The 18614-nt window shown below is 72.4% G+C and carries 11 protein-coding genes; 4 read left to right on the plus strand and 7 right to left on the minus strand.

The window, feature by feature from the left end; translation table 11 throughout:
• Nucleotides 1-92: 92 nt before the first annotated feature.
• A complete protein-coding gene (locus MTES_RS02400) occupies nt 93-1340 on the minus strand; it encodes an MFS transporter (RefSeq protein ID WP_013583583.1) in 1248 nt (415 codons plus the stop codon).
• 212 nt (nt 1341-1552) lie between these two features.
• On the opposite strand from MTES_RS02400, the gene MTES_RS02405 reads away from it, so the two are divergent.
• The 3 genes from MTES_RS02405 to MTES_RS02415 are packed head-to-tail and all read left to right on the plus strand — an operon-like array spanning nt 1553 to nt 10054.
• On the plus strand, nt 1553-4477 hold the full coding sequence (locus tag MTES_RS02405) for a hypothetical protein (protein WP_013583584.1): 2925 nt from the start codon (nt 1553-1555) through the stop codon (nt 4475-4477).
• Nucleotides 4474-5739 carry an ABC transporter substrate-binding protein gene (locus tag MTES_RS02410; protein WP_013583585.1) on the plus strand — a complete coding sequence of 422 codons (1266 nt, stop codon included), beginning with the start codon at nt 4474-4476 and terminating at the stop codon, nt 5737-5739. Before MTES_RS02405 ends, MTES_RS02410 begins: the two co-directional genes overlap by 4 nt.
• A 19-nt stretch (nt 5740-5758) precedes the next feature.
• Complete coding sequence (locus MTES_RS02415; RefSeq protein WP_013583586.1) at nt 5759-10054, plus strand: FtsK/SpoIIIE domain-containing protein; 4296 nt, start codon at nt 5759-5761, stop codon at nt 10052-10054.
• Nucleotides 10055-10196: 142 nt separating this feature from the next.
• On the opposite strand, the gene MTES_RS02420 is transcribed toward MTES_RS02415, so the two are convergent.
• From MTES_RS02420 to MTES_RS02435, 4 genes are all read right to left on the minus strand, one after another.
• Entirely contained in the window at nt 10197-12158 is a 1962-nt protein-coding gene (locus MTES_RS02420; RefSeq protein ID WP_013583587.1) for a serine/threonine-protein kinase, read from the minus strand.
• Nucleotides 12159-12267: 109 nt separating this feature from the next.
• The gene (locus MTES_RS02425) at nt 12268-12597 is read right to left on the minus strand and encodes a thiamine-binding protein (protein ID WP_013583588.1); all 330 of its coding nucleotides are present in this window, start codon (nt 12595-12597) and stop codon (nt 12268-12270) included.
• Nucleotides 12598-12607: 10 nt separating this feature from the next.
• A complete protein-coding gene (locus MTES_RS02430) occupies nt 12608-13912 on the minus strand; it encodes a glycosyltransferase family 87 protein (RefSeq protein WP_013583589.1) in 1305 nt (434 codons plus the stop codon).
• A 75-nt stretch (nt 13913-13987) separates the two neighbouring features.
• A complete protein-coding gene (locus tag MTES_RS02435) occupies nt 13988-14845 on the minus strand; it encodes an ADP-dependent NAD(P)H-hydrate dehydratase (RefSeq protein WP_043360928.1) in 858 nt (285 codons plus the stop codon).
• A 43-nt stretch (nt 14846-14888) separates the two neighbouring features.
• On the opposite strand from MTES_RS02435, the gene MTES_RS02440 reads away from it, so the two are divergent.
• The gene (locus MTES_RS02440) at nt 14889-15947 is read left to right on the plus strand and encodes an NADH:flavin oxidoreductase/NADH oxidase (protein WP_013583591.1); all 1059 of its coding nucleotides are present in this window, start codon (nt 14889-14891) and stop codon (nt 15945-15947) included.
• Nucleotides 15948-16215: 268 nt separating this feature from the next.
• Here the strand turns inward: MTES_RS02440 and MTES_RS02445 are convergent, their stop codons facing one another.
• Nucleotides 16216-17271 carry a hemolysin family protein gene (locus MTES_RS02445; protein WP_013583592.1) on the minus strand — a complete coding sequence of 352 codons (1056 nt, stop codon included), beginning with the start codon at nt 17269-17271 and terminating at the stop codon, nt 16216-16218.
• Nucleotides 17268-18611 carry a hemolysin family protein gene (locus tag MTES_RS02450; protein WP_013583593.1) on the minus strand — a complete coding sequence of 448 codons (1344 nt, stop codon included), beginning with the start codon at nt 18609-18611 and terminating at the stop codon, nt 17268-17270. The genes MTES_RS02445 and MTES_RS02450 overlap by 4 nt, the downstream gene beginning before the upstream one ends.
• Between the last annotated feature and the right edge of the window lie 3 nt (nt 18612-18614).

The raw sequence follows: 18614 nt of genomic DNA on the forward strand, positions 1-18614 counted from the left end.
GAGTGTCCAGAACACCCGGACGCGGTGCGAGCAGCTTCCGGGTGTTCTGGACACCCAGCGGTCGGGTACGGCGGCGCAGGAGCGATAGAGGCTCAGCCCTGCGTCGGGATCGAACCGGTGATCGCGGTCGTCGCGGCCTCGGCCGCCGGCATCCGGTGTTCGGGGTGTCGACCGGAGCGGTCCTCGACGCGGTACGACACGACGGCGACCACGAGCCCGCCCAGGGCGAGCACCGCGCCGACCCACGCCGGGGCGACGAGTCCGAGACCCGCGGCGATCGCCAGACCGCCGAGGAACGCACCCAGGCTGTTGCCGATGTTCAGCGCGGAGTGGTTCAGGGCGGCGGCGATCGACTGGTTGTCTTCGGCGACATCCATCAGGCGGGTCTGGATGCCGGGACTCAGGGCAGCACCGCAGAAGGCGACGAGGAAAGCGAAGACCACGAGCGTCACGATCCACCCGGCGGTGAGCGCCAAGCCGACGGACGCCGCGCCGAGCGCGGTGAGGCCGACGAAGAGCCAGAAGCGCAGATCCTTGTCGGCCAGCGCACCCCCGACGACGTTGCCGACCGTCATCCCCACGCCCACGAGGACGAGGACGAGGGAGACCGCCCACTCCGGTTGCCCCGCGACCTCGGTGATCATCGGGGCGATGTAGCTGTACATCGCGAAGAATCCACCGAACCCGACGGCACCGATGCCGAGCGCGAACCACACCTGTCCGATGCGGAAGACGCGGAGTTCGTCGCGCAGACGCCGACCGGGCGAGCCGGGGTGCTTCGGCACGAACAGGGCGATGCAGATCGTCGCGAGCACGAAGATGCCGGTCACCACGGCGAACGCCGCCCGCCAGCCGACCTGCTGGCCGAGCAGCGTACCGAGCGGCACGCCCACGACGTTCGCGATCGTGAGTCCCGTGAGCACGAAGGCCACGCCCTTCGCCCGGTTGCCCGGGCCGAGGGCGTCGGCGGCCACGAGCGCGCCGATGCCGAAGTACGCGCCGTGCGGGAGTCCGGCGAGGAACCGGGATGCCGCGACCAACTCGAACGTCGGGGCGATGACCGTCAGCAGGGTGAAGAACGCCAGCGCCGCGGCGAGCACGATCATCACGCGGTGACGTGGGAAACGCGCGACGGAACCGGCGATCGTCGGCGCGCCGACGACCACGCCGAGTGCGTAGAGGGACACGAGCCAGCCCGCTTGGGCGATCGCGTCGTCCGGAGACGCAGCCCAGGTGGTCGGGACGAGTTCGCGCGCGATGTTGGGCAGGAGGCCCATCACGACGAACTCGGTCATGCCGATGCCGAAACTGCCGATGGCGAGAGAAAGGAGCGCCCGCATCGCCGCACCTCTCGAGGTCGTCGAAGAGGTCACTCGACGATGTTAGTGGTCGCACTCATCGCTGTCGAATCGTTTCGAGAAGGGCCGTGGCGCTGCCGCGAGCGGGAGGACGGTCCCCGTGCCGGATGTCAAGCGCGGCCCGCGAATGAGGCAATGTCGCGGGTACCGACTACGATCCACCTTGGCTGCCGGACGGGGATCAAGGGGGACGGATGTCATTGGGGAACTCCACGAAAACGCGACGCGCTCTGCCGCGCGTCATCGCGGCGATGGTCGCGGTCGGTGCACTCGTCACCGTGACGGCCTGCACGAACGGTCAGGCGGAGATCACGCCGACCCGCCTCCTGCAGTCGGTCGCCGTGGGCGTCACGACCGACGCCGCGATCCAGAGCGTCACCTCGACGACGATCGCGATCGGCAGCTCTCCGTCCGAGACGAGCAGCGAGTCGGCCACGTTCACCCCGGCCGACGTCGCCGACGACATCCCCGTGCGCATCCGCACCTCGTACCGCACGGCCGACTCCAGCGGCACCGATCTGAGCGACCTCAAGGGCTACTCCGGCCGCGTCGAGATCGACGTCACGGTCGAGAACCTGACCGTGAAGCCGCAGCAGCTCACCTATGACGCCGCGGGTCAGTCGCGGACGCGCGAGGCGCTGGTGGGCGCCCCGCTCACGATCGCCGCCTCGACCGTGCTCGGCGGGGTCGCCCCGAGCCGGGTGGTCATCGACTCCGACACCGATTCGACCGTGACCAACGGAGTGCTGAGCCGGTCCGACGACGGCGACGCGGTGGTGCAGTGGGCATCGCTGCTCGCCCCGCCGTCCGGCCGCGCCAGCAGCACTCTCACCCTCGTCGCCGACGTCGACGATTTCTCGGTCCCCGCGTTCGACATCGCCGTGCAGCCCGGGATCTCGACCGATGCCTCGATGGGCGGTGTCCTCGACGCCGCGTTCAACGACGACCCCACCTCGCAGCTCGCGCTCCAGCGCCGCACGATCGAGGTCGTGGCCGCGGTCAACGACGTGCTCGGCCGCGCCGGGACGACCATCACCGAGGTGCGGACGAACCTCGAGAGCACCGCCGACACGCTGGGTGTGCGCACCGCGCGCGAGCTCGCCGACAGCACCACCTCGCTCGGCACGACGATGCGCGGCCTCACGGCCCAGCTGACGGGCCTGCAGTCCGACCTGTCGAGCACGGTCGACAGCACCAACTCGGCCGTCCTGCAGCAGCTGGGCGGCGCCCTGTCGGCCGTCGACGGCATGCTCGGCGACACGAGCGCGCCGCCGCCCCCATCGACCCAGACGGGGACCGGATGCTCGACCAGCTCGACGATCCCCGGAGAGGCGAACACCGTTTACGGCAACATCCAGCGCCTCGCGGTCGAGCTCGACAACTACGCCTCCGCCGCCGACGACTGCAAGGGCGAGGTCCAGAACGCTCTGCGCCAGACCATCGGCCCCGACTCCCCCAGCGCCGACTCCTGCCAGAACCCGTCGACCACGTGCGCGCTGTTCAGCGCGCAGGGCGAGGTCACGGCGACGCTCGCGCAGCTGGTCGTCGACGGGCGAGAGCTCGTGGACTCCCTCAAGCCCGAGCTCATGGCATCCGTCGTCACGCAGTTCGATCAGACGTCCGCCGCGATCGAAGCCGTCCAGGCCGCGACGAAGAAGGTGTCCGACGGTCTCCCTGACGGATCCGTGCCGCAGTCGCTGGGCGAGGTCGGCTCGGCGCTCGATTCCCTCTCCGGGTCGCTGGGGTCGCTCAACGCGGCGCTCTCGAACGTGAACCAGATCGCGGGAGCCGCGCGCGACCAGCTCGGCTCGCCCGACCAGTCGGGATCGATCCGCGAGCAGGCCGCCCGCCTCGCCGACAAGCTGTGCACGCTCGTCGATGACGACGAAGAGGGTGGGAACAACGGCGGCGGGAACAACGGCGGCGGTAACGGTGGCGGTGATGGCAGCGGAGGCGGCGGTTCCGACGGCGGAAGCAACGGCGGCGGCGACTCCGACGGCGGGAACGGCTCCGGCGAGGGCTCGGGCAACGGCTCCGGCTCCGGCGAGGGATCCGGCTCCGGTGAGCGCTCCTTCTCCACCCCCATCTTCGGCGGCCCCTCCCTCGCGGAGATCGACCGCCTTCGCGCCTACATCACCTCGGAAGGATGCGAGGGGGGCTCGCTGCGGACGCCGGACGGCTACTCGGCACCGCTTCTCGACCGTCTGACCGACGACGCGCGGGCCTGGAACGACGTGATCGAGCAGACGAGCACCGACGGACAGCTCGGCACCGCCATCTCCGGCCTGCTCGACCAGACCTCCGCCGTCCGCGACGCCGTGGGCCGCATCGGTTCCGCCGCGTCCGGCGGCGACCAGAACCTCGCCGAGCTGGTCACGGCCCTGTCCGAGTCGACCGACGCCCTCGCGAACCAGAGCACCGAGCTCGATCAGCGCATCAACGCGCTGAAGAAGCAGCAGGACGGCCTGGGACCCAGCATCGAGCGCGCGTTCGCCGACGCCGACGCCGAGGCGGCCAAGAAGGTCTCGGCCCTCATCGAAGAGCAGGTGCGCGTCATCTCGGCTCGCGGGAAGACGGATGCCGCGACCATCGGCGCCATGTTCGATCGATCGGTGGCCGGCCTCACCTCGACCTCGTCGGAGATCGCGGAGAGCGGCAAGAAGACGGTCGAATCGCAGCGTGACGACCTCACGGCCGCCGGTCAGGCGATCTCGCAGAGCGTCTCCGCGCAGACCCTGTCGTCGCTGTCGACGATCTCGTCGAGCATCGGCGCGGCCACCCGCGACACCGACGGAGCGTCCTCGTTGCTGCAGGCCGACTTGAACAAGGTGCTCCTCGACCTCGGCGACCGCCGGGTCAACGGCTCGGGGCTTCTCGGGTCGATGGTCACCAGCGCCGCCAAGGTCGACACCGCCGACGTGCAGCTCGCCCTCGCCTCGCAGCAGGCGCAGGGATACGCCAACGTCCGCTCGCAGGACGTCGCGGGAATCCTGCTCCAGCAGGCGCAGACGCAGGCCTCACTCGAAGCCGGGGGCAAGCTGCCCCCGTTCCACATCGAGGCCCCCGCCGGCGCCGCGACGCAGACGGTGTACACGTTCCGGATCGGAGACGGCAAATGAAGCGTCGCAGCGTCGCCCTGATCGCCGCGGGAGCGGCCGTCGTCCTCGTCGCCGCGGGCTTCACGACCTGGTCGCTGACCCGCCCGACCGAGGCGCAGGCGGTCGGGTCCATCCCGGTGGCGATCTCGGCGCCGGTGCCCGACGACCTGACGATCGGCGTGATCGTCTCCCTCTCCTCCGCACCGGGCGAAGGAGCGGAATGGAAGGATGCCGCGAACGGCGCCGTCGTGGCCGCTCGACGACTCGCTCTCGGCGGGCACCCCGTCACCGTCCGCGCGGTCGATGACAAGGGCACCGTCGATGGAGCGCGGGCGGCTGCTCAGCAGCTCGTCGACGACGGGGCGTCCGGCATCGTCGTCGCGACCAGCGGCTCCCACGTCAGCGGCGCGGTCGAGGTCGCCCGCACGGCCGGGGTCCCCGCTGTGCTCCCCTACGTCACGGACGGGTCCCTCGCCGGGGACGGCGTGTGGCTGACCGGTGCGACGACCGACGCGATCAGCGCGGCACTTCCGACCGCGCTGAAGGGCGCATCTTCGGTGCTGCTCGTGGACGCCGGCTACGGCACGCCCGCCGGGCTCTCCCCTGCCGCCGTCGTGCCCTTCTCCGCCGGCGGGGACGTCGAGGCCTTCCGCGCCGCCGTCGCGGCCGCGCGGGGATCGCGTCCCCTCGACGCCGTGCTCGTCAACGGACCCGCGACCACGCAAGCCGGCGTCGTGCAGCTTCTGCAGAGCGAGGACGCCGACCTTCCGATCGTGGTCACGCCCGAGGCCACCTCCCCGGCGTTCTCCGAGGCGCTCGTCAGCGCGGGCGGCACCCTCTCCACGGAGCTGACCACGGTCGGTGCCGGATGGAGCGACACGGTCGCGCTGTCCCCCGACGTCGACGGCCGGGCGATGTCGGCGTTCCTCGCCGGGGTGCGAGTCCTCGCCGACGATTCCTCGGCGACGACGCTCTTCGAGGACCGTTCCTTCGCCTCCGTCGCCGGCCTCGCCGACTCGCGCAGCCACGACGCCACCGTGCTCGTGGCTCTCGCGGCCGCCTCCGCCGGCAGCACCGAGCCCTCGGCGGTGACGTCGGCTCTGGGCGCGCTGTCCGCCGGCCCCGGCGACGGCATCGCCGGCCCCGCGCTCGACGGTTCCCGCTCCACCGCCCTGGTCCCCGCGATCGCTCCGCTGTACTCGGCGGACCAGAACCTGGGCCTGCGCCCCCTGTCGACCGACACCACCGCCCCCTTGGTGTGGTTCGCCGGACAGGCCGACTGATCCCCTCCCGGAGGCTCCGATGCGTCTGCTGATCGCGATCGACGAAGACGAGCAGGTGGTCGACCTCGCCCGTCACCGCAGCCAGGCCACCCTGGCCGAACTCATCTCGGCGGCGACGGGGCGAGACCTCGCGCCCGAAACCCTCGTCTCCGTCGACGCGCAGCGGCATCCCGCTTCCACCGAGCTGACCGAGGTCCTGCTGCTGGAGGGCACCCGGATCGCCCTCTCGGAACCGCGGCGACCGAAGCCGGCGACCGACTGGACGGCGACGCTGTCCGGAGGCCTCCACGCCGGGCCGATCGTCGACGTCCCGCGCGGGCGAGCGCTGATCGCGGGTCGTTCCCCCCAGGCCGATCTCATGCTGCCCACCACGAGCGCGTCCTGGGAGCACTTCGCCGCCGTCCGCGAGGAGGACGGTCTGCGCATCGATGACCGCGGCTCCACGAACGGAACCCTGGTCGACGGCACCGAGGCGGGCGACGACGGGACCGTCGTCGAGGGGCCGGCCGTCGTCATCGCCGGCGGCACCAGTGTCCTGCTCCGCCCCTCGATCGAGGAGGCCGGCGCCCCTGAGCCCGGATCCCTCCACAACATCACCCCCGCGGCGACCGCGCCCTTCAACCGTCCGCCGCGTCCGGGTCGCCCGCCCGAGCCCGACCCCATCACCCCTCCGACGCGGAAGGATGTGCCCCCCGCGTCGAAGTTCAGCATCATCACGGTGGCCGCTCCGCTCGTGCTGGCTTTCGTGATGGTGCTCATGCTCGGAGACGCCCGATACGCGATGTTCGCCGCGCTCAGCCCGGTCCTGGGCGTCGGAGTGTGGTTCGAGCAGAAGCGCCGCCACACGAAGAACGTCAAAGAAGAAGACGAGCGTTTCACCCAGGCTCTCCAGACGCTGCGCGACGACATCGCCTCGGCCGGACAGGCCGAGAAGGCCCGGAGAATGGATGCCATCCCCGACCCGGCCACGACCCTCCGCCGCGCCGCCATCCCCGCGACGACGCTCTGGCAGCGACGCGCGAGTTCCTCCGATCTCCTCGCGCTGCACGCCGGCATCGGAGACGTCCCCTGGCGCCCCGCCATCGACGAGCGCTCCGGTACCCGTCTCGAAGACGACGTCCGCGAGATCCTCGATTCCGCGACCATCCCCTCCGCGCCCGTCGAGATCGACCTCACCGCCGGCGGGGTCGTGGGCATCGTGGGCGACCGCGACGGCGCTCTGGCGCTGGCGCGAAGCCTCGTGGTCCAAGCCGGCGTCCACGTCGGTCCCGCCGACCTGACCGTGGGCGTGTTCTGCGACGCGGGCCGTTCTCCGGAGTGGGCATGGGCCGGGTGGCTCCCTCACACGCGTCGACAGGGCACCGGCACCCAGGAACGCTGGATGTCCGACAACCGCGAGCGCAGCACCGACCTGCTCCGGGGCCTGCGGGACGGCATCCACGACATCCCCACCGCCTCCGTGCTGCTCGTGCTGGACTCCGACGTGCTCACCGAGGGTCGCAACGCCCCCGCGCGCGAACTGCTCGGCCACGGACGCCCCGACGGCACGACCACGCTCTCACGCGACCGTCAGGGCGTGCAGGTGTCGGGCATCGTCATCGCCTCATCCGAGGAGCAGCTTCCCGCCGCGTGCACCGTCGTGGTGCGGGTCGCTCCGGATGCCGCGGCCACCGTCACCCGTCCCGGAGACCTCGTGACGGTCGACGACGTCATCCTGGCCGGCATCGACATCGACACCGCCGCGGCCGGTGCGCGGGACGTGGCCCGTTTCGACGACCCCGAGCTCGTCGTGCCCGGAGCGGCTCTGCCCGGGCTCGTGCGCCTTCCCCCGCTCCTGGGCCTCGACGAGGTCAACGCGGCAGCGGTCCGCGACCTCTGGACCAACGCCCGGGGCATCACGGCCCCCATCGGCATGGGCGAGGGCGGCACGATGGAACTCGACCTCGTTCACGACGGCCCGCACGGCCTCGTGGGCGGCACGACCGGTTCGGGAAAGAGCGAGTTCCTCCGCTCGCTCGTCGCGGGCCTCGCCCTGCGCAACGATCCGACCCGGCTGAGCTTCATCCTCATCGACTTCAAGGGCGGCGCCGCCTTCGCCGCCTGTGAGCGGCTGCCCCACACGATCGGCACGATCAGCAACCTCGACGAGCAGCTGGCCGACCGCGCGCTCCGGTCCCTCGAGGCCGAGATGCGGCGGCGTCAGCGCATCTTCGCCGCCGCCGGAGAGGGCGTCGACAATCTCGACGCGTACCTCGCGACCAAGCCGGCCGAGCCGATGCCGCGTCTGCTGCTCGTCGTCGACGAGTTCGCCATGCTCGCCAAGGACTTCCCCGACGTCCTGTCCTCGCTCGTGAGCGTCGCGGCCGTCGGCCGGACTCTCGGCGTCCACATGATCCTGGCGACGCAGCGTCCCGCGGGTGTCGTCAACGACGACATCCTCGCGAACACCAACCTGCGCGTCGCTCTGCGCGTGCAGAGTCGCGACGACTCGAACAACGTCATCGGTGTGCCGGCGGCATCCGCCATCGGTCGTGCCCAGCGCGGTCGTGCCTACATCAAGCGCGGGCAGGACGACATCGCCCCCGTGCAGACCGCCCTCGTGACCGGGCAGTCCGAACGCGCGGTCGTCGAGGCGGTCGAGCTGCAGCCGGTCACGTTCTCGGGGATCGCCCCCGCCCCGCGGACGACCGTGGTGGACGAGTCCGCGACCGACCTCGACGTCGTGATCGACGCCATTCGCGCCGCCGCGGACGAGGCCGGCATCGCCGCCCCGCGGCCCGTGTGGCCGGAGGCGCTGGGCTCCCGCGTCCCGCTGGCCGGCTTCGGCGACGAGGCCGCTGACGCGGGCGTCGCCGCGGGTGTGCCCGCGGTCGGTGGTGTGCAGGGCGCCGAGGTGTTCTTCGCTCTGGCCGACGAGCCGGACAGCCAGCGCCAGGTCGCCGCCGGGTGGAACCTGACGCGCGGCAACCTCCTCGCGGTCGGCATCCCGGGCAGCGGCACCAGCACCGCGCTGTCGTCGATCGCGCTCGCTCTCGCCGCGGAGTCGCACCCCGACGACCTCGACATCCTCGTCCTCGACGCCGGCGCCCGCGACCTCGCTCCCCTCGCCGACCTCCCCCACACGGTGGCGTACGTCGGCGCCGGGGGCGGCGCGCGCGAACAGCAGGCGCGGTTCCTCCGTCATCTCCGCGGTGACCTCGAGCGCCGTCGCGCCGACGAGGGGCAGCGGCGCCGCGCGATCGTGCTCATCGACGGTCTCGCGGCGCTCCGCGACGAGTTCCAGGACCACGAGGGGCAGCAGCTTCTCGACGGCCTCTACCGCGCGTACGCCGACGGCCCCGAACTGGGCCTGCACTTCGCCGTGTCCACGACGCGCGCGAAGGCGGTTCCCTCGGCGATCGACGAGGTGACCACGCAGAAGTGGATGTTCCGCCTGGCCGACCCGTACGACTACACCTCGGCGGGCCTGCGCCCCAAGGACGCTCCGGCGTCCGTTCCGGGCCGGTGCGTGCTGGCGGAGACCGCCCGGCAGGCGCACGTCGCCACCCCCGCGGGAGGTCTGACGGACGCGGTCGCCCGGGTGAAGGCGACCTACGCCGGCACCGCCGCGAAGGCCCCCGTTGTCGGACGCCTCCCCGACCAGGTCGGGATCGCCGACCTCGGCGCGACGGCGGAGCTGGGCCGGGAGCCGTGGCGCCTCCCGATCGGCATCGCCGAGGCGGACCTCGCCCCCGCGTTCCTCGAGGTCTACGAGGGTGAGCACGTGCTCGTCGCCGGCCCCGCGCGTTCGGGCAAGTCGACTCTGCTCCTCGCGATCGCGCAGGCCCTTCGGACTGCTCCGGATGCCACGACCCCGGTGGCCGTGTGGGGCGTCTGCGGCCGTCGCTCACCGTTGGCCACGGCCGACCTCGACCGCGTGGTCGTCGGCGCGGACGAGATCCCGGCGCTCGTGGCATCCGTCCGCCTCGAACGGGGACCGGTCGTCATCCTCGTCGACGACGCCGAGTCCTTCGAGGACACCGATCAGTCGCTCGCGAGCCTGCTCACGATGTCGCAGCAGCACGTGCTGGTGATCGCGGCCGGGCGGTCCGCCGACCTGCGCGCGCAGTACTCGGGCTGGACGAAGACGCTGCGCAAGTCGCGCTGCGGCGTGCTGTTGCAGCCTGACGTCGACTACGACGGCGACCTGCTCGGCGTGACCCTCCCCCGTCGCGCTCCCGTGGCGGTGACGACCGGTCGCGGGTACGCGTGCGTCGCGGGTGCGGCGCGGTTCGTCCAGGCCGCCGGCCCGTCGGTCGCGGTCGCCGCGGGCTGAGTCGCCGCACGGCTGGAGCCCCGGGCGGCCTCGGCTCTGCGCGACCTCGCCGCCGCACGACCTCACCCTCGTGCAGCCTCAGCACAGCGCAGCCTCACCCCCGCGCAGCCTCAGCCCCGCGCAGCCCCAGCCGCGCGCGACCTCACCGCGTCGTGATGCCGAACGGCGGGCTCACGAGGTCGGTGAAGTTGCCCACCCGCGCGCGCACCGTGCAGTCGGGGGCGACCGACAGCGCCGTCACGACGAGACCGTCCGACGACACGGTCAGCGCTCCCGCGCAGCCGTCGCTGAAGCGCACTCCGGCCGTCCCGCCGGCGACGGCATCGAGCATCGCGCTCGGCGCCCCCACGGACGGACTCGTGAACAACGGGTTCACCGGATCGGGGCCGCTCGGCCAGACCGGGAGGAGCGTCACGGGCAGCGCCGTCCCGCCGACCGTGCGAGCGGGCGTCGTCACCTGGATGTCGCGCAGACGCTGCACCGGGTAGGAGGCGCCCGACACCTCGGCATCCGAGACCGCCTGTGTCGTGGCCGCCGCGGCCTCCTTGAGCCACCCGTCGACGGCCTCCTGGCCCGAGAGCGCGAGGGAGACCTGCGCAGTGACGGTCACGGCATCCTGGGTCGGGACGGTCACGCCCTCGACGCTCCATCCGCAGTTCACCGAGATCCCGGTGACGCTCGCCTGGTTGCGGGTGACCGTGGCGTCCGACCACGTCACCGCAGGGCACGCATCGGCTGCCGCAGCGCCCGGCAGCACTTCGAGGAAAGGCCCGGTGAGCGGGGCGTTCTGGGCACCGTACTCGATCGTGACGGTCGCAATCTTCTTCTCCGGGTCGTAACTGACCGACCGGCTCACGCTGAGGCCGGTCGGCAGGGCCCGGTCCTGCTGGCTCGCGGTCACGACGGGACCGGCGGCCGCCGGCGCGGCCTCGCCCGCCGCGGGCCGCAGAAGGAAGAACGCGCCCACGGCGGCGACCGCGACCACCGCGGCGCCGGCGATCCAGAGCGCGCGACCGCGCGGCATCCGCGCCCAGAGCGTGGTCTTCGCGGCCGGCTCCTGCGCGACGGGAGCGGGCGCCTCGCGGCGAGGCATCGGCCGGAGGACCGTGGCCTGCCCGGCGGCGCCGAGGTCGGGGGCCGGTTCGTCGGCGGGGAGGTCGACCGGCTCCGGGGCGCTCGGGGTGACGCCTCGGAGCACCGTGGCGGGTCGCTCGGCCTCGGCGAAGCCCTCGGGAGCGGCAACGGGGGCCAGCGCCGGCAGCGTCGCGACCGCGCTCTTCAGGCGTCGGAGGCTCTCCGCCGCCTCGGCGGCCGAGGGGCGCTCGGTCGGCGCCTTGCCGAGCAGGCGGTGGAGCACGCGCCACACCTCGTCGGGCACGTCGAGGCGAGGTGCCTCCGCGCTGACGTGCCGATACGCGACGGTGAAGTCGGTGCCCGGGCCCGCGAACGGGGTGCGTCCGGAGAGGAGTTCGTAGAGCAGGATGCCGGCGGCGTAGACGTCGCTCGGAGGTCCCGCCTCGCCGAGCGTGACGAGCTCGGGCGACATGTACTCGGGCGTGCCGATGATCGCGGTCGTCGAGCGTCGTCGCTCGTCGAGGACGCGCGCGATGCCGAAGTCGACCACGCGGACCGCGGCGCCGGGGTCGCCCTCGTCTTCCGCCGCGTCGCGGGACAGGAGGACGTTGTCGGGCTTGATGTCGCGGTGCACCGTTCCGACCGCGTGCGCCGCAGCGAGGGCGTCGAGCACGGCGGCGGTGAGGGCGACGGCCTCGGCGGGCGGCAGCGTGCCCCGCTCCTCGAGGGCGTCGCGCAGGCTTCCCCCCTCGACCAGGTCCATGACGATCGCGAGCCGCTCGCCCTCGACCACGAGGTCGCGCACCGCGACGACGTGCGGGTGCCGCAGGCGCGTGAGCACCGTGCGCTCGCGGATGAAGCGTTCGACGAGCTCGGCATCCTGCGCGTGCTCGCGCCGGAGCACCTTCGCGGCGCGCATCGACTCGTCGCGCACATCGCGCACGCGCCAGACCTCGCCCGCAGCGCCGGATCCGATCCGATCGACGAAACGGTACGACGCGCCCAGCGCGTCACCGATCTCCGGTTCCACCCGATCCCCCGCTCTCCCTGTCTCAACTTATCCGGCCGCGCGCGTCGAGAACGCCGCTTGCGCGACGCGTCTCGCCACGGCAAGAACGGCGGCCGGGGTCAGCGCGGGGTCACTCCGACGCGGCGTCGTCGATCGCGCGCTCGAGCCGCTCGATCTTGCCGTCGATCTCGCCGGTGTGCCCGGGCCGGATGTCGGCCTTCAGCACCAGCGACACGCGCGAGCCGTAGGGCAGGACGGCGTCGGTGGCGCGCTTGACGACGTCGAAGACCTCGTCCCACTCGCCCTCGACCTCGGTGAACATCGAGGTGGTGCGGTGCGGGAGCCCCGAGGCGCGAACCACCGCAACGGCGGCCGCGACGGCGGCGTGCACCGACCCGTCGGGGTTCTCGGCAGACAGGCTGCCCGTTCCGGACGGGGCGACGGAGAAGGCGACGAGCATGGTGTCGAGGTTAGTCGGCCGTCGCCGCCATCGCGGGCGTCTTGCGGCCGGTCACGAACTCGCGCAGGTCCGCCGGCCGTGTCACGCGACCCACGGGCACGCGGACCACGCGCACGATCGCCCAGACCATGAGCACAAGCGCGAGCACGTTGCGGGTCTCGAGCAGGAAGACCGGGAAGGGCGCCGGGTGCGTGGCCATCAGCCCGTCGTAGACCATCGGGTACATCCACTGCGTGAGGCCGGCGATCACGAGGGTGAGGGCGGCGAGGCCGTACCAGCGGCGGCGATCGATCATCAGGCCGAGGATCACGGGGGCGAACACCCACACGTAGTACTGCGGCGAACCGACCTTGTTCAACGCGATGAACGCGGTCACCAGCGCCAACGCGAGCGGTGGGAAGAGCGCGACGAAGGTCGCTCCGGCCCAGAGCTTGCGCGCGCCCACCACGGCGACGCCCGCCATGACGAGCAGCATGAGCGGGGTCATGATCGCGATGACGGGATCCACGCCCGGACCGGTCACCTGGAAGGTGAGCACGCCGCCGTCGTAGTAGACCTCGGAACCGGGCACGTAGAACGAGGCGAGGATCATGTAGAGCCCGCCGACGGGGGCCTCCATCTGGATGCCGCGCGAGGTCTGGTCCCCCACGAACCCGAGCACGAAGGGCGCGCCGCCCAGCGCCACGACGGGGATCACCGTCGCCAACGACACCGCGACCGCGCCCCAGACCAGAGCGAGCCGTCGCCGCACGACGATCAGCCCCGCGGCGAGGATCGCGGCCGGCCACACCTTCATCCACACCGCGATCGACAGCAGGACGGATGCCAGGAACGGCCGCCGCACGAGCCAGATGCTGCCGAGGATCGCGAACGGCACCGTGATCCCGTCGATGCGGTAGAGCCCCACCGGTCCGATGAGCAGGATCGCCGCGAGCCAGAACCACGCCCCGAGGACGCGGCCGCGCGAGCGGCCCTTGCCGACGAGGATCACGAAGGCGACGAAGTTCGCCAGGGCGACGGTGAGCGCCCACGCGGGCGTGTAGGTAATGGCCCACGCGAACACCCACGCGAAGGTCATGGGCAGGAACGCGAGCTGCGGATAGATCCACTTCTCGGTGATGCCCGGCCATTCCCACGTCGCGGAGCGCGTGCAGGACGTGACGTCGACACCCCCGAACAGGGCGCAGCGCGACCAGGGTTCGTACACGAGGTACACGTCGCCCATGGGCTCGTTGGGCTGCTGATAGCCCAGGATCGCCACGGTGACATGCACGGCGACGAACGCGATCAACAGGGGAACGACACGCCTCAACACCGCCTCATCCTAAGCGGGCGGCCCCTTCCGCCCCGGACGGGGACCCGTGCTCGCGGGGCCACGAGCAGCCAACCGTTACCCGATCGAGTCCGACAGCACCCCCGCCACGACCCGGGGCAGCGCCTCCGCGACGTCGAGCGCGGTGATCGGTCCGCCCTCTCCCCCGGAGATTCCGGATGCCACCCGCCCGGCCGTCCCGTGCAGCCAGGCGGCCGTGGCCGCACACGCCGCGAGGTCGTCGAGGCCGCGGCGATCCGCGGCGACCGCTCCCGCCGTCACGGCGCCGAGCACCCCCGCGAGGACGTCCCCGGTGCCCGCGGTCGCGAGCCACGGCGTCCCCGCTCCGACCCGGCGCACCCACCCGTCCCCGGTGGCGACGATCGTCACCGCTCCTTTCAGCAGCACCACGCCCCCGAGGGCCGCGGCCGTCTCGAGCGCCGCCTCCTCCCGCGCGGCGTCGTCCGTGGCATCCGCCCGCGACAGCCCGAGGTCCGCGCGCAAGCGGTCGAGCTCGCGGGCGTGCGGCGTCACGACGACCGGAGCCGCGGCCCCGACGACGAGGTCGAGAGCGCCGGCGTCCACGACGACCGGGAGATCGCCGTTCAGGATGCCGCGCAGCGCCGCCGTCTCCGCGGCGTCGCGCTCGGCGGCATCCGTTCCGGATCCGATGACCCAGGCCTGCACGCGCCCGTCGGCGGTCACCGTCTCGGGGCGGCGCTGCAGCACGAGGTCCTGCGCACGCTCGGGGCCGAGGTAGCGCACCATGCCCGTACCGGTGCGCCACGCGGCTTCGACGCCGAGCATCGCCGCGCCGGGGTACCGGGCCGAGCCGGTGCGGAGCCCCACCACCCCGCGGGAATACTTGTCGTCGAGGGCCGTTGGCCTCCGAAGGGCGTGGGAGGCATCCTCCCCGGTCCATTCCTTCGCCGTCATGATCGCCAGACTAGACGGCCACCAGAGAACGCAAAGGTCCGACGTGAGCACCCTCTTCACACCTCTGTCCGTCCGCGGTATCGAGACGCGCAACCGCCTGTGGGTGTCGCCCATGTGCCAGTACAGCGCGACCGACGGGATGCCGAACGACTGGCACCACGTCCACCTCGCGCAGTTCGCGGCCGGCGGCGCGGGACTCGTGATCGCCGAGGCGACCGCGGTCTCGCCCGAGGGACGCATCTCGCCCGACGACGTCGGACTCTGGAACGACCCGCAAGCCGAGGCCTGGGCGCCCGTCGTCGCGGCGATCCGCGCGCGCGGATCCGTCGCGGGCGTGCAGCTCGGCCACGCCGGTCGCAAGGCCTCGACCACGTCGCCCCTCACCGGCGGCCGCGGCAGCGTCGCGCCCGCCGACGGCGGATGGACCACCGTCGCCCCGTCGGCGCTCGCCTACGACTCGTTCGCCGCACCGGTCGCGCTCGACACCGCGGGCATCGAGAAGGTCGTCACCGATTTCGCGGATGCCGCCCGCCGCGCCGTCGCGGCCGGATTCGAGGTCATCGAGGTCCACGCCGCCCACGGCTACCTCCTGCACCAGTTCCTCTCGCCGCTGACGAACCACCGCGACGACGCCTACGGCGGCTCCTTCGAGAACCGCGTCCGCCTCGTCGTGCGCGTGACCGAGGCCGTCCGTGCCGCCGCGCCCGACGCCGCCGTGTTCGTGCGCTTCTCGGCGACCGACGCCGCCGAGGGCGGGTGGGACCTCGCCGACACCGTGGCCGCCGCGCGCCTGGTCGCGGCTGCGGGCGCCGACCTCATCGACGTGTCCAGCGGCGGGCTCGTCCCCGAGCAGCACATCGTGCCCGGCCCCGGGTACCAGGTGGACTACGCCGCGACGATCCGCCGCGAGACCGGACTGCTCGTCGCCGCCGTCGGCATGATCGACGACCCCACGTTCGGCGAGCAGATCCTCGCGGACGGCCGCGCCGACGCGATCCTGTCGGGCCGGGAATGGCTCCGCGACCCGCACTACGCGCTGCGCGCCGCCGCCGCGCTCGGCGCCCCCGTCCCCGCCCCCGCCCAGTACGTCCGCGCCTACTGACCGCCGCCCCGGCGCCGCCGTAGCCGTAGCCGCCCCGGCCGCCGCAGCCCCGGCCGTAGCCGCCCCGGCCGCCGTAGCCGCAGCCCCAGCCCCAGCCCCGGCCGCCGAGATCACACGATCGGGTCGAGGTCACGCGGTGAGGACGGCGCGAGCGGGGTGATCTCGCACGGAACGTGTGATCTCGCGCGACGCGCGCGGGAGCGCAGAACACCGGATGCCACGGAGCCCAGGGCCCGTGGCATCCGGTGTTCTTCGTCGGGAGCGTCGGTCAGGCGAAGCGGCGACGCGCGGTGGCGTCCTGGACCTCGCCGACGAGCTCCTCGATGACGTCCTCGAGGAAGAGCACCGCCCGCACGTCGCCGGCCTCGTCGCGCACCTGCGCGAGGTGGCGGCCGGAGCGGCGCATGAGCGCGAGGGCGTCCTCGAGGTCGGTCGTCTCGAGCACCGACACCATGTGGTGGATGCGCTTGCTCGGAATGGGGCGCGCCATGTCGGCATCCGACCCGTCCGCCGCGCGGAGCACGTCCTTGAGGTGCACGTACCCGGTGGGGTGGCCGGCCTCGTCGACGATCACGTACCGCGAGTAGCCGTGCTGGGCCACCGCGCGTTCGATCTCGCCGGGCGTGGTCCGCTCCGGGAGGGTGACGAGCTGGGCCATCGGCACGGCGATGTCGGCGGCCTTCTTCTCGGTGAACTCGACGACCGCCGTGACGGTGCCGGCCGAGTCGTCGAGGACCCCCTCCCGCCGCGACTGGTTCACGATGGTGGCGACCTCGTCGAGGGTGAAGGTGGATGCCGCTTCGTCCTTCGGCTCGACGCGGAACAGCCGGAGCACGTGGTTCGCGGTCCAGTTCAGCGCGACGATGATCGGGTAGAACGCCTTCGACACCGCCACGAGCGGCGGGGCGAGCATCAGCACGGCGCGGTCCGGGAGCGAGAACGCGAGGTTCTTCGGGACCATCTCGCCGAACACCACGTGCAGGTACGACACGACCAGCAGCGCCACGATGAACGCCGCGATGTCGACGGCCGCCTCGGGCAGACCGGTCAGCCCCAGGGGCCCCGCGAGCAGGTGGTGGATCGCGGGCTCGGACACGTTCAGGATCAGCAGCGAGCAGATCGTGATGCCCAGCTGACAGGTGGCGAGCATGAGCGTCGCGTGCTCCATGGCGTACAGCGCGGTCTTGGCCGCGCGCGAGCCGCGGTCCGCGAGCGGCTCCACCTGCGAGCGACGCGCCGAGATGACGGCGAACTCGGCACCGACGAAGAAGGCGTTGGCCACGAGGAGCACGACCAACCAGGCGATTCCTGCCCAATCGCTCATCGCTGGTCACCCCCCTTCGCCGCGCGCACGAGGTCGCCGATGTTCTCCTCCACCGGGTTCGCGGTGTACTGCACGCGGTCGACGCGGCGGCCGTCCATGCGGTTCACGGTCAGCACGCCGTCCTCGGTCTCGACGGTGTCGCCCACCGCGGGGATCCTCTCGAGCGCGGCCATGATGAAACCGCCCACGGTGTCGTACGCCTCGCCCTCGGGCACGCGTACTCCGGCGCGGTCGAGCGCCTCGTCGGGACGGAGGTCGCCGGGGAACGTCAGCGACACGGCGGTGCGGACCACGCCGGCGCGCGAGCGGTCGTGCTCGTCGAGCACCTCTCCCACGATCTCTTCGACGAGGTCCTCCAGCGTCACGATCCCGGCGGTGCCGCCGTACTCGTCGACGACGATGGCCATCTGGTAGCCGCGCGAGCGCAGCTCCGACACGAGGGCGTCGAGGTGCACCGTCTCGGGGACGCGCAGCGGTTCGGTCGCGAGCGCGGCCACCGGCACCTCCCCGCGCTTCTCGCGCGGCACGCCGATCGCGGCTTTGAGGTGCACGACGCCGACGATGTCGTCCATCGACTCGCCGTACACGGGGAACCGGCTGTGGCCGGTCCGTCGCGCGAGCTGCACGACGTCGTCGGTGGGGTCGCCCGCGGCGAGCGCGTGCACGCTCGGGCGGGGCGTCATGACGTCGGCCGCGCTGAGGCGCGCGAAGGTCAGGCTGCGATCCAGCAGCGACGCGGTGTCCTTCTCGAGCATTCCGGCGCTCGCCGAGCGCTTGACCAGGCTCGACAGCTCCTCAGCCGACCGGGCGCCCGACAGCTCTTCCTTGGGCTCGACGCCCATCGCGCGCAAGACGCCGTTGGCACTGCCGTTGAGCAGGACGATCGCGGGTTTGAACACCGCGGTGAAGGCGACCTGGAACGGGATGACGAGCTTCGCCGTCTGCCGGGGGATGGCGAGGGCGAAGTTCTTCGGCACCAGTTCACCGAGGATCATCGACAGGACGGTGGCGACACCGACGCCGATGACGGAGGCGACCGACACCGTGAGCGCCTCGGGCAGACCCCACGAGTCGAAGGCCGGCCGCAGCAGGTTCGAGATCGCCGGCTCCATCGTGTAACCGGTCAGAAGCGTCGTCAGGGTGATGCCCAACTGCGCGCTCGACAGGTGCGTCGAGGTGATGCGCAGCGCATCGATCGTGAGCGACAGGCGGGACTCGCCGGCTTCTCGTCGCGCCTCGAGGTCGGCGCGGTCGAGGTTGACGAGCGCGAACTCGCTCGCGACGAAGAGCCCGGTTCCCACAGTGAGCAGCAGCCCCACGCCCAGCATGACGTAATCCATCAG

Source organism: Microbacterium testaceum StLB037 (genome assembly GCF_000202635.1).
Classification (GTDB): domain Bacteria; phylum Actinomycetota; class Actinomycetes; order Actinomycetales; family Microbacteriaceae; genus Microbacterium; species Microbacterium testaceum_F.